The sequence below is a fragment of the Brasilonema octagenarum UFV-OR1 genome (genome assembly GCF_963888615.1).
Classification (GTDB): domain Bacteria; phylum Cyanobacteriota; class Cyanobacteriia; order Cyanobacteriales; family Nostocaceae; genus Brasilonema; species Brasilonema sennae.
Genome location: NZ_CAWPKW010000076.1, coordinates 87,659 through 100,590, shown reverse-complemented (window position 1 = coordinate 100,590; position 12,932 = coordinate 87,659). Strand labels below are relative to the sequence as shown.

The window sequence follows — 12,932 nt, the reverse complement described above, 5'->3', positions numbered from 1 at the left end:
GCGCTGCAGGAGGGTCTCCCTCCGTAGGCGACTGGCGAACCCGAAGGGCGTTGGGGTTCCCGAGCCACTGCGTTGGGCGGCTGTGCCGACTTGAAGCATGTGGCGTCCCGTTGTAGCACCTGGCGTTTTCCCTCCAGGGCAAACTGTCCGTCCCGTTGTAGCACAAGCGCGTGAACAGGGGAAGCAACAGAAGTGCTTTCTTCAATGCTTAATGAGCACCCGCTATGTACGAAACTTGATATTATCCAAACCCCCTACTTCCTTTCTGGATGCGCCTTTTCTTCTGCTGAAGGAGTCCCCATGCGGTTAATCACTGCGATCAGTTGGTACAACCGCCCTAAATCTCTTTGATTGAAGTACAAAACCAGACGCGGTAGCTCAAACGTCTCATCTTGAGCTTCTTGCGGTAAAGCCTGACTTTTTTCAATGCGTCCTGTGACAAGAATGTCGCTGAAATCAGCATTGAGTTGTTCTACCTCAGCATCCGATAACTCTGCTTTGAGACGGATAACCAAGAGGCGATCGCCCACGTAACGGCTAGAGTGATAAACTTGGTAAAAACTGGTAATAGCATTGCAAGCGACATCCAAGTTGTCTGTCACCGTGTAAAGACTTGGGTCATCAGGACTAACCAGACCTTTTTGCACTAGTTGTTTGTCAATATATTCGCTCCAGGATCGCCAATAATCGCCACCAGGGTGGTCAATTAATACCAAAGGTACTGGACCAAACTTACCTGTCTGGCTCAAAGTCATGCACTCAAAAGCTTCGTCTTGAGTGCCAAAACCACCTGGAAACAAAGCTATGGCATCACTCTCCTTGAGGAGAAACAGCTTCCGCGTGAAGAAATATTTAAAGTGAATCAGCTTAGGATCTCCCTCAATAATCGGGTTTGCCTGTTGCTCAAAGGGCAGCTGAATGTTTAAGCCAAAAGAATTTTCCCGTCCAGCACCTTCGTTACCTGCTTGCATAATTCCGCCACCGCCACCTGTCATCACCATAAATCCTAATCGACAGACATCGCGAGCAAATTCATACGCCATGCGATATTCTGGTGTTTCTGGCGATAAGCGAGCCGAACCAAAAATAGCGACTTTGCGAACATGTCGGTAAGCATAAAACAGCTGGAAACCGCGCTCCATATCTGTTAATGAAGATGACAATATTTTCCAATCGAGGCGCTCAATTTCTTCACTCTTGTGAGCCAGACGCACTATAGTAGCTAGTGCCTGGATAATATACTGCCGATGCTTTGACATCGGTAAGTCTTCAAATAATTTAGCGATATCGGCTTGAACAGACTCTAATGTGTCAAACGACGCAGATGAGGTCATGATAACTGCTGCCAAAATGGCATTACATTTTATCTAAATTTGATCTGGAATGATAAATTGTTACCCGGAGTCCAAAGTCTAAAGTTTTTTGACTATTGACTTTTCGGTATTTTTCGACTACAATAAGCACCTTTTGTTAAAGATAATCCAAGGCGCTGTTGACAGCTATCGTCGCCAACCTATAGACAAGATTGCAAAAGTTAGTTTTGCACTTCTTGGGGAAAGGGGAAAGGTTTTTTATATTCTTTGCTCCTTACCCTGCAACTGACACGAAGTTTTATCTTGATGAGAGCAAACGGTTCGATATGTGGTTATATTTGCAACAGACGCAGCAAAGTACATCCCTACAATAATTTAACATTTATTTTATAAATAACTGCTGACAACAAACAAACTCCCCAAACATTGGCTAAACCAAAAAGTTCATAAATTTATGGAGAGGCGATTGTCGCCCCTCCACTGTTTACAAATCTTTACTTTAAGCTGTTTGAAATCAAATACTCTGTAGCAGTTTTCCGGCGGTTGTGTTCAAAGATATTTTTCCAAAGTGTTAGATAGTGTAGTTTTCGGTACAGCACCGACCACCATATCAACTTTTTGCCCACCTTTAAAAATCATTAATGTGGGAATGCTGCGAATGCCATACTGGCTGGCAACATTCGGATTTTCATCGGTGTTAAGTTTCACTACCTTAACTTGGTCTTTGTACTGGATAGCAATTTCATCGACAACAGGACCAACCATCCGGCAAGGTCCGCACCAGGGTGCCCAAAAGTCAACTAAAACAGGAATTGCGCTATCGAGTACTTCCTGTTTAAAGGTAGAGTCTGTAACTTGATCGCCTTCTGACATGCCTATAAACCTTCGCCTATTAATATGTTAGACTTTGCTGAAAATTCTACCATAGCAAAAACCACTGCTTAGCAGTGGTACACAGACTTTTGCATATGGATGTTCAACTTATTGAAAAATAATTTAATTATTAAGGAACCGCCCGAAGCATGTCCGGGCGGAGTGTGGTGTGAGGAGTGAACGGAAACATGCGTCTCCGCTATCTCTATTCTAGGCGACATATGCGATTTTTCCAGTAAGAGTTTAAGAGTCGAGAAAAATTTCATTAACTTATCCCCTAGCTGTAATAGTATCACTCCGTTTGACTATTACAGCCGGGGGATTTGTGAGTTGTTAATGGTTCGCACTATAAAACAGAGTTTGGGTGCGGTTTAGCCAGTGGTGAGATACCCTTCATTTACCCATACCTAATTGTTGTGCTTTTTGATAAACTTTACCTTCGGTTAACAAAGAAGGAGCAATCACAACTTCCACTTGTTGCATTTCTTTAATATTTTTTGCCCCCAAAGTGCCCATACTCGTTTTCAAGGCTCCCAAAAGATTATGAGTTCCGTCATCAAGCTGTGCTGGTCCAGTGAGGATTTGCTCTAGGGTACCAGTGGTGCTGACACGAATGCGCGTACCACGTGGCAAGACTGGACTGGGAGTTGCCATCCCCCAATGATATCCCCGTCCGGGAGCTTCAGCAGCTCTTGCAAAGGGAGAACCAATCATCACTCCATCTGCACCACAAGCAATGCACTTACAAATGTCGCCACCCGTGATTAAACCCCCATCAGCAATCACTGGAATGTATTTGCCAGTTTCTTGGTAATAATCATCCCGTGCGGCTGCACAGTCGGCGATCGCCGTTGCTTGTGGAACACCTACACCCAGCACACCACGAGAGGTACACGCTGCACCAGGACCAATTCCTACCAGTACGGCTGCTGCGCCTGCTTTCATCAAATTGAGAGTTACCTCATAAGTTACACAATTTCCCAGTATCACGGGTATAGGCATTTCTTGACAAAACTTTGCCAGGTCAAGTGGTGTAACAGATTCTGGAGAAAGGTGTGCAGTAGAAACCACTGTTGCTTGTATAAAAAATAAATCAGCACCAGCTTTTGCCACTACAGAACCAAATTTGCTTGCTCCTACCGGAGTCGCACTCACGGCGGCGATACCACCTTGTTGTTTAATTTCTCTGATTCGTTGTTCAATTAATTCTGCTTTTATCGGTTCAGCATAAAGTTCTTGCATCAAGGGAACAAATTCTTCTTTCCCGACAGAGGCAATACGGTCTAAAATTGGCTCTGGATTTGCATAGCGAGTGTAAATTCCTTCTAAGTTCAAAACACCCAATGCTCCTAGCTGTGACAAAAGCACAGCCATACGAACATCAACTACGCTATCCATTGCACTGGCAATAATTGGGATTTCGCGCTCAATATTGCCGATACGCCATTGAGTGTCAGCCAAACTTGGATCGAGTGTTCCATTACCGGGGGCGAGAGCAATTTCATCTATACCGTAGGCTCTGCGAGCTGTTTTTCCCCGCCCAATTTGAATATCCACGCTTGATGCTCCCAAATCTGTTTTAGATAGGGTATCAAAATTATGGGGGGATTTGCAGGGGTTTTTTGGATGAAACCGCACTAAGCAACAGAGAACGCAGACGACAAGAGATAAACACAGTTGCAATCGTCTGTCAAATATTTGATCCAGTAAATCTCGTAAGGCTTTCGGTTTTAGCGTAACTTTCTACACGGTTACTCATTTAAATTCGTAGTCAGTGGTAGCGTTAAATACAAAGTTAGTCTCAGAAGCGATCGCCAGAAAAAATTAGTCAATTCAAGTGCTTATCCTGACATTAAATTTAAGTAATGCTACGATAATATTTTTGAACTAACTAGTCTTGTACCTATTCAAACTCAGAGTCAGCAAATGGATATAGTAACTTTGACGACTTTCTTGACCCCATTTTTACCGTACCTACTGAAAGTAGGAGAGAAAGCAGCCGAAGAAACTGGTAAGGAACTGGGTAAAGGGTTTGGTGCTAATGCTTGGGAAAAAGCTAAGGCTTTGTGGACTAAGCTGCTACCAAAGATAGAGACAAAGCCAATGGCAAAAGGTGCGGCTCAAGAATTGGCTAGTTCTCCTGATGATTCAGATGCAAAAGAAACACTCCAGAAGCAACTCAAGAAATTGCTTGATGAAGATAAAAATTTGGCTGCTGAAATTGCCCGGTTGATGCAGGAAGATTCGGAGGCAATTTCTAAAGTTGTGAATAGCTTTAATCAAACAATATCTGGGAATGACAACACAGTCCAGAATACTGCGGGTGATGGGAATAAAGTTTTTGGCAGAGTCGGAGATGGTGCAACTATCAATTAAGTAAAAAAGCTAACTCAAAAAGCTAAAAGATAGGAAGTTAAAACAGTGCGGAAAAGACGCTTGAAAAGGTTATGGAAGCGGATAATACTTTTTCTGTCCAAGTTAGCTGGCTTTTTGAGAGGGAATCGTCGGAGATTAAAACGTAAGCGACATTCTCAGGTTGAACAACCAGTTTTAGGTAACTCACAAAAGGCTGAAGCTTCTGTAACCAGTTTAGCTCCCCATATTCAGTCTCAGGTTGAACAAACAATTTCAGGCAACGAAAATGTTCTCCAAAACATCAAGGGCAACAACAATATTAATGTTGGTGGGGTAGAAGGCAGCCTCACGATTAATTATCGTCGCCCAATTGACAGACCTTTTCAAGCACCGAGTTTACCTGCCAATTTTGTTGATCGCCCAGTTACTGTAAAAATCAAAACTCGTTTACTGGCAAATACATCTTCTGCTGGTGCTTTGCTCATCAGTGCCATTCACGGCTTAGGGGGCATTGGCAAGACAACTTTAGTTACTGCCCTTGCCCATGATCAAGATATCCAAAAACGTTTTTCTGGTGGTGTGCTTTGGGCAACTTTGGGACAACAACCAGATATTATCTCGCTGCTGAGTAGCTGGGTGCAAGCCTTGGGAGACAATGAATTTCGTGCCATTAATGTAGAGGCAACTTCAGCCCATTTGCGAAGCTTACTACGTGATAAGGCAGTTTTACTGGTAGTTGATGATGCTTGGGAACCAGATAAAGTTAAACCCTTTATGGTAGCAAGTTCCCAATCCCAGCTATTAATCACTTCTCGGCGTGCTGATGTGGCTGATGGTGTAGGTGCTTCTTTGCAACAATTGAATTTGATGACGCCACAAGAATCTCTGGAATTACTTTCTAAATCTTTAGAACGAGAAATAGAAGCAGTAGAGAAACAACAGGCTTTGAGAGTAGCCCAGACTGTGGGATACCTACCCATCGCACTGAATTTGGTAGCAGCCAGAATTAAATGGGGAATGACATGGGTGAAGCTGGAAACGGCTTTTAAACAAGAGGTTGCAAACTTAAAAGTCTTATACGGGGCGCGTCAAGAAAACTCTTTAGAAGCAACTTTTAATTTGAGCCTGAAAGCTTTGCGGGAGTATGACGAACAAGCTTGGAAAAATTTTATTTGGTTGGGGGTTTTACCAGAGGATGTAACAATAGCCGCACCAATGGCAGTGACACTCTGGGATATGGAATCACAGAAAAAAGCTGATAAGCGTTTAGAGCTACTTTGGAATGATGCCTTACTTCAGTCTGATTCGCCTATATCTGTCGGGGGTGTTGAGTGTAAAGGCTACAGGATACATGACTTATTGCATGATGTGGCTCGTAGTCGATTAATGAAATCTCCGCCTACGGGAATGGGTTTGAATTTACTTGATGTTCACAGCCAACTGTTAGAACGGTATCGGCAAAAGACTCAAAAAAACCTTTGGCATACCCTACCTAATGATGGCTACATTCATCAGCATTTACTTTGGCATTTGGAAAAAGCTGAACGGGTAGAAGAAATTCACTCCTTATTGCGGGAGGAGTCACAGACAACAAGCAATGGCTGGTTTGAAGCGCGGGAGAAATTAGGACAAACTGCGGGTTACATCACAGATATTTCTCGTGCTTGGGAATTAGCACAAGCGAATTGGAATGAATCAACCCTGCCCCAAGTTGTAAGTTTGCAGTGTCGCTATGCTTTGATAACTACATCCGTGAATAGTTTGGCAGCTAATTTACCAGTAGAACTGCTGCTTGCATTAGTCAAAAATAATGTGTGGACTCCTGAACAAGGACTAGCTTACGCTCTACAAAACCCAAACCTAGAGCAGAAAGTCAACTCGCTGACAGAACTAGTCAACTATTTGCCACCAAATCTTCAAGAACTCGTACTGCAAAAAGCCCTCGCTGCTGCCAGCGAAATTCAGGATGAGAGCGATCACGCCGAAGCTTTGAGTGCTTTAGCACAGAAACTGCCAAGCGAGTTGTTGTCACAAGTCCTCGCTGCTGCCAGAGAAATTCAGTCTCAGGAGTATCGCGCCAAAGTTTTGAGTGCTTTAGCACAGAAACTGCCAAGCGAGTTGTTGCCAGAAGCGCTCGCTGCTACCAGGGAAATTCAGGATCAGAGGTATCGCGCCAATATTTTGAGTGCCTTAGCTGACAAACTGCCAAGCGAGTTGTTGCCACAAGCCCTCGCTGCTGCCAGGGAAATTCAGAATGAGTATCTTCGCGCCAATGTTTTGAGTGCCTTAGCTTCCGGTTTGTCACAAATGCCATCTACCGAACTTTTTCCCCTCTGGCGAGATACACTTGATAAACTATCTCTTCGCACGCGCCCTGACTTACTGGAAGATATCAAGGCATTGTTTCCAGTTATCTTTGCATTAGGTGGTGAAGCAGCAACGGGATGTGGCGCGATGGTGGCGGTAACTAGGGGTGTAGGGGAATAGGGGTGTAGGGGTGTAGGGGAAGTAGGGGAAGTTAAGAGAATGGTAGGTTGGGTAGAGCGGAGCGCGAAACCCAACAAACGTTTGATATTGTTGGGTTTCGTTCCTCAAACGCCAGACTTGCCTAGGTCGGGAAAGCCGTCATTCGCGCTGGCTCCCCAACCTACGCCAGTATTAGTTTTTAGCTTTATCTGAACTCTATTGGCTTCAAACCGATCAACGGGAGTGGGTATACATTATTACACCCTTACACTCTTATTTATTGACAATATTCATATTTTGTGGTTCAACGCATGAAAGCCCAGTTCGTTGCTCAATTTCAGCCGCAAAGGTTAAGCCGCTTAGAGAACAGAATTGTTACAATAATTTTAGAACCCATGTCAGATTAGCAGTCCTTGATCCAATCTGAAACTCTAGAATTACTTGAATGGTCACGCCTGTGCCAGCATTTGTCTACCTTCGCGGCAACAAAGCTGGGGACTATCGCTGCACGCCATCTACAAATTCCTGGCTCCCAATCCCAAAGTGAGCAGTTGTTAGCACAAACAAAAGAAATTTACGAACTGGAAAACCGCCTAGGTACGGGGCTTTCGTTTGATGGAATCCAAGATATTGGTGATTCCCTAGAACGCGCCGAACTGCAAGGAATTTTGCAGGGAGATGAATTGTTGGCGATCGCCACCACTCTTGCAGGCACCAGAAATGTACGTCGTGTAATCGACAAGCACCCAGATTTAACAGTACTCAATGATTTAATTACTGATTTACGGACTTATCCAGAATTAGAACAAGAAATTCACAGATGTATTGACGAAAGGGGTCAAGTCACTGACCGCGCCAGCCAAAAACTTGGTGAAATTCGCACTTCCTTACGGCAATCACGCAGTCAAATCACCCAAAAACTGCAAAATATCTTACAAGTAAAAGCGAATGCCGTCCAAGAACAAATCATTACTCAAAGGGGCGATCGCTTTGTTATTCCCGTAAAAGCGCCTCAAAAAGACGCCATACCCGGTATTGTCCACGATACTTCCACCAGCGGTGCAACATTGTATGTGGAACCGAATTCTATCGTCCCAATGGGAAACCAGTTGCGGCAGTTGCTCAGAAGAGAGCAAATAGAAGAAGAAGCAATTCGTCGCACATTAACAGAGCAAGTCGCGGCTGTCAAGCCAGATTTGGAACAATTGTTAGCAATTGTTACTACCTTGGACTTGGCATTGGCAAAAGCGCGTTATAGTTTGTGGCTAAAAGCAAATCCCCCACGCTTCATTAACCCAGAGGAAAACGAAAGCATTACCTTACGGAAGTTACGTCATCCACTTTTGGAGTGGCAGCATTACCACGAGCAAGGACATTCTGTCATTCCCGTTGATTTGCTGGTTCAGCCACAAATTCGGGTAGTCACAATTACCGGACCAAATACTGGCGGAAAAACTGTGACGTTGAAAACCCTAGCTTTGGCAGCATTGATGGCGAAAGTCGGCTTATATGTGCCTGCACGGGAACCAGTGGAATTGCCGTGGTTTGACAAGGTGCTGGCAGATATAGGTGATGAACAATCCCTCCAGCAAAGTTTATCGACTTTTTCTGGTCACATCCGCCGCATTAGTCGGATTTTATCAGCGCTAGACGAAGCTTCTAAAGTAGGGGAAGTAGGGGAAGTAGGGGAAGATGGGGAGGTAGGGGAAGATGGCGAGGTAGGGGAAGATGGGGGAGAAAAAGAGTTAATGTACATTAATTTTACTCCCCCTACTTCCACTGCTCCCTCCACTCCCCCTACTCCTCCTCTCCCCCCGTCCTCCCTAATCCTCCTCGACGAAGTGGGTGCAGGAACAGACCCCGTTGAAGGAAGTGCTTTGGCAATATCGCTCCTACAATATCTCGCAGACCATGCTCTGTTGACAATTGCAACCACTCACTTTGGTGAACTCAAAGCGCTGAAATACGAAGATGACCGATTTGAAAATGCTTCTGTAGAATTTGACGAAAGTACCCTTTCACCAACTTACCGTCTCCTTTGGGGAATTCCTGGACGTTCCAACGCCTTAACAATTGCCCAACGCCTGGGGTTGAAATTAGCAGTTGTGGAAAGTGCGAAAACGCAACTGGGAGGAGCAACCGATGAAGTCAATCAGGTGATTGCTGGGTTGGAAGCGCAACGCCGCCGTCAGGAAACCAAAGCAGAACAAGCACAGGATTTGTTGCAGCAAGCGGAACGTTTATACAAAGAAGTATCCGAAAAAGCCACAGCATTGCAGGAAAGAGAGCGTGCTTTGCGTGTCTCTCAGGAGGTAGCAGTCCAGCAGGCTATCGCCCAAGCTAAAGGCGAAATAGCTCAAGTGATTCGCCGCTTGCAGCAAGGTAAACCAACAGGACAAGATGCTCAAAGCGCAACAAAAGCTTTAGGAGAGATAGCTAGTAAATTTATACCAGAGCCTCCTCCCAAACCGAAGGTGGGATTTGTTCCCAAAGTGGGCGATCGCATCCGTATACCCAAACTCGGGCAAACAGCCGAAGTTTTAACCGCCCCAGATGAGGATAGAGAGTTGACTGTCCGCTTTGGAATCATGAAGATGACGGTGAAACTAGAAGACGTAGAATCATTAGATGGTCAAAAACCTGAACCAGTTGTCAAGGAAGCGACGAGGAGCAAACCAGAGCCAAAAATCACAACCTTGCCAGAAACTCCTGCAATTCGCACGTCTAAAAATACGGTAGATATACGCGGACGTAGAGTAGCGGATGCGGAAATCATTTTAGACAAAGCAATTTCAGAAGCTACAGGGCCAATATGGATTATTCACGGACATGGCACGGGTAAGCTACGGCAAGGAATTCACGCTTTCTTAAAGCAACATCCAAGAGTCAGCCGTTATGAAGCAGCAGAACAAGCTGATGGCGGTACTGGTGTGACAATTGCTTACATAGGTTAAAACTAAAATCACAAAACAGAGAAACCCCTTCGGGTTCGCCAGTCGCCTGCGGAGGGAAACCCTCCCGCAGCGCTGGTCTCACCGGTTTTTGAAAAAATCCGGGTTTTTCTTGTGATAGACAGTATAACTAAAAGAATCACCAGTGAACAATTGGGCTATTTTGAACAGCGATTGGATACTAGGGATGATCTATATGCCAATGTTCATTGTTACTAAAAAATAAAAAAAGTTATTTGTGTTTGACAGATAAAGCACAATTGATTAAGATTATACTTTTTTCAAAACAGTTTTTCATCATAGAGTTAAGACAAAGACCTCTGCTGTTCACCAAAGTAATAGAAGCTGTAGCTCCCGGCTTCGGCTGATACTGATTGGAAACCAACCTTAATCCTTAAGATCTGGTTTCAAAATGGGTAACAGCACCAGCCCTCACTAGCCTGATCACCTATGCTAAAAGTTATGCACTCTGCCGCCGATTCACCCGCTCCGACTTCTCAGTGGGAGGATTTAATAAAGCTTCCAGCCCCAAACTCAGTTCATTGGGACAATATCAAAACTCAGCTGGACTTAGTGCTGTTAGCTTTAGAAACATTGACTGGCATTGGCTCCGAAGCAATGCTACAAGCGGCAATTAGTCTGAATTTAGAGTCAAGAGTGCCAGACCGTGTAGCGTTATGGCGACTGCGCCAATCAAATCCGCTACGTAAAGGTCAAGGAGGACGAAAAAAACTAGATGTGGAGGAAGCTAGGGCACTTGTTCTGATTACTTGTTACCTTACCAAACAACACCAAGAATTAATTCGCCGTGCTGTTGGTCTTTTAGAACAAATGGCGGAAGACAACCGCGAACCTCATCAGGCTGCTTTACTTGGAGATTATATTGATACTTTCTGCAACACTTATCAAGAGCGGATGGAGGAAGATGCAACAATCTCCACTAATGAATTAACCCACCTTGCACTAAAACTGCTTATAGATTTACTTTTTTACAGTAGTCCTGGTGGACATCGCCGTCTGTGGCTAGCACTTATCGACCGTTCAACCAAATTCTAGATTTGAGATTTGAGATTGTGTGATCAAAAATCAAAAATCAAAAATCAAAAATCAAAAATCAAAAATATCCTGCTCGCAGTTCCTGCCATGCCTGTATCAAATTCTGTGATCCGTCGGTATACACCGCCCACCTGCACGCTAGAAGTCTTAGCGCAGAGTTCAGCTTTGTCTCAGTGGATGGGTAAATCCGTCCTCAAGCAGCTACAGTTTGAACTTCGCTTTGATGATCCGCGATTGCCAGAGGAAAAGAGAATCGCAATTAGAGGCGACAGCGACCAGCTCGAGACTTTGTGTGCAGTAGTGACAGGTTACGTCCAAGAATTCCTGGAAATGTCTCCTGAAAGGTTTTGGACAAATTTCTCAGATACAAACTTTTCAGGAACACAAGACGTAACTGTAGTATCTGATCAGACTGAACAAACAAATTTTTACAACCCCCCTTCACAAAAAATTCCTACGAGAAACTCCTTTACTCACCCAAGCGATGCAGATATAAAAATCAAGCCTAGCGATCACTTAACTCACAATTTGTTTCTTGGTTCTTTAGCAAATCCAGCATCTGGCCCGGTGATTCAACTGAGTCTGCTGCAATTATTCGATTTAGCAACAGCCTTGGATGAATATTCTGCTGATGTCGTGGCGCTACCAAATCTCACACCTCGTTCTACAAGGAGGAGTGGCATACCCGCTTGGGCACCTGTTGCAGCAGTTCTAGTCATAGCTGTGGGTTTAGCACCAGTAACTTGGCAGTATGCTAACCGTGTCAGACAACAGCAGACAGCCAAAAAACCAACTTCGACAGAACAAAAGATTGCTCTACAAACCCCGCCTTCACAGGACTTGTCCGCATCTACTGCTATTCCTACACTCCCTCCCTCAAGTAGTAGTTTATCTTCCCCACCACTCCCACCCTTTGGATCTACCTTAGGAGTGCCCAATTCCAAAGCTTCTCCATCGATCGCTCAAACATTGCCTAGTGTACCTGTTACACCTCAAACATCTGTAAAGTCCACATTCCCTTCTGTTGCTCAAACATTTCCTAGTATTGGGAATGTCGCCAAAGCACCTCTAACACCTTTAGGAAATCCGTTGAGCATACCTGGAACAACAAATCCACCTGGTGGAACAACAAAAACTCCAAGCATCTCAACCTTTCCACAAAACACAGCACCAAAACAAGAAATAGCTCTTCAACCCAAATTACAGCCCAACACTACAGCATTAACGTCGAAGAGTGAGCTTCCTTCTACATTGGCTCCAAAAAATTCGACACCTAACAATTTGCCCAGCACAAATAACACCTCCAGCACCCCAACAGGAGCCTCACTCCTACGGGGTACTTCCCCCAAAGACGCTACGCGAATAGCAGCAGATCCTGGGAAAAATTTCCCCAACGGACAGGGAATCCAAGATGGGGAAACCTCATCACTTGGAACTTCACCTTTGTCAAGCACAAGTGCCAGCCGTGAGCCAGTTTCCTCACAACCAGGCACATCTACACCAAGTGGTACTGATGCATTAATTTCTAGATTGCGGCAAGCTCGCGCAAACAGGGCTAATATTCCTACAGAAGTTGCTACTAATAGTACAACTCGTGGAGCCACGTTGTTTGACACACCTCAAGTATCTGAAGCTAGAGACGCACTGAAAAAACGCTGGCAACCGCCTTCTGGGTTGAAACAAAGCATTGAGTACAGTTTGTCTGTGGGTGTTGATGGCACAATTGAGCGAATTTTACCGATGGGAAAAGCTGCAAGAGATTATGTAGATCGTACAGGAATGCCTCTAATTGGTGAACCTTTCGTTTCTCCTAATAAAAATGGACAATCAGTAAGAATCAGAGCTATTTTTCGTCCTGACGGCAAGGTGCAGACTTTTTCAGAAACTGAGTAACTCAGACTTGGCTTGGCGTTTGGTG

Annotated in this window: 8 protein-coding genes; 5 read left to right on the top strand and 3 right to left on the bottom strand. The window is 44.6% G+C overall.

Going from position 1 to position 12,932, the window contains the following annotated elements; all coding sequences use genetic code 11:
* Positions 1 to 254 precede the first annotated feature (254 nt).
* The 3 genes from AC5590_RS06030 to AC5590_RS06020 form a co-directional block, all read right to left on the bottom strand.
* Positions 255 to 1,334: an LOG family protein gene (locus tag AC5590_RS06030; protein ID WP_169263362.1), complete on the bottom strand. Its 1,080-nt coding sequence runs from the start codon at positions 1,332 to 1,334 to the stop codon at positions 255 to 257.
* A 528-nt stretch (positions 1,335 to 1,862) separates the two neighbouring features.
* The gene (gene trxA, locus AC5590_RS06025; protein ID WP_169263361.1) at positions 1,863 to 2,186 is read right to left on the bottom strand and encodes a thioredoxin; all 324 of its coding nucleotides are present in this window, start codon (positions 2,184 to 2,186) and stop codon (positions 1,863 to 1,865) included.
* A gap of 393 nt (positions 2,187 to 2,579) precedes the next feature.
* Complete coding sequence (locus AC5590_RS06020) at positions 2,580 to 3,743, bottom strand: GuaB3 family IMP dehydrogenase-related protein (protein ID WP_169263360.1); 1,164 nt, start codon at positions 3,741 to 3,743, stop codon at positions 2,580 to 2,582.
* A 369-nt stretch (positions 3,744 to 4,112) separates the two neighbouring features.
* Here AC5590_RS06020 and AC5590_RS06015 point away from each other — a divergent pair, with 369 nt between their 5' ends.
* From AC5590_RS06015 to AC5590_RS05995, 5 genes are all read left to right on the top strand, one after another.
* Positions 4,113 to 4,562 carry a hypothetical protein gene (locus tag AC5590_RS06015; RefSeq protein WP_169263359.1) on the top strand — a complete coding sequence of 150 codons (450 nt, stop codon included), beginning with the start codon at positions 4,113 to 4,115 and terminating at the stop codon, positions 4,560 to 4,562.
* Between the two features lie 45 nt (positions 4,563 to 4,607).
* The gene (locus tag AC5590_RS06010; RefSeq protein ID WP_169263358.1) at positions 4,608 to 7,028 is read left to right on the top strand and encodes an NB-ARC domain-containing protein; all 2,421 of its coding nucleotides are present in this window, start codon (positions 4,608 to 4,610) and stop codon (positions 7,026 to 7,028) included.
* Between the two features lie 392 nt (positions 7,029 to 7,420).
* The gene (locus AC5590_RS06005) at positions 7,421 to 9,961 is read left to right on the top strand and encodes an endonuclease MutS2 (RefSeq protein WP_169263357.1); all 2,541 of its coding nucleotides are present in this window, start codon (positions 7,421 to 7,423) and stop codon (positions 9,959 to 9,961) included.
* Positions 9,962 to 10,408: 447 nt separating this feature from the next.
* Positions 10,409 to 11,014, top strand: a complete 606-nt coding sequence (locus tag AC5590_RS06000) for a DUF3038 domain-containing protein (RefSeq protein ID WP_169263356.1) — start codon at positions 10,409 to 10,411, stop codon at positions 11,012 to 11,014.
* Positions 11,015 to 11,101: 87 nt separating this feature from the next.
* Entirely contained in the window at positions 11,102 to 12,907 is a 1,806-nt protein-coding gene (locus AC5590_RS05995) for a DUF4335 domain-containing protein (RefSeq protein ID WP_169263355.1), read from the top strand.
* Positions 12,908 to 12,932 lie beyond the last annotated feature (25 nt).

Excerpts from the sequence above, each read along its gene's own strand:
- AC5590_RS06030 (WP_169263362.1), bottom strand. The coding sequence starts at position 1,334 with ATGACCTCATCTGCGTCGTTTGACACATTAGAGTCTGTTCAAGCCGAT.
- AC5590_RS06015 (WP_169263359.1), top strand. The coding sequence starts at position 4,113 with ATGGATATAGTAACTTTGACGACTTTCTTGACCCCATTTTTACCGTAC.
- AC5590_RS05995 (WP_169263355.1), top strand. The coding sequence starts at position 11,102 with ATGCCTGTATCAAATTCTGTGATCCGTCGGTATACACCGCCCACCTGC.
- trxA (WP_169263361.1), bottom strand. The coding sequence starts at position 2,186 with ATGTCAGAAGGCGATCAAGTTACAGACTCTACCTTTAAACAGGAAGTA.
- AC5590_RS06000 (WP_169263356.1), top strand. The coding sequence starts at position 10,409 with ATGCTAAAAGTTATGCACTCTGCCGCCGATTCACCCGCTCCGACTTCT.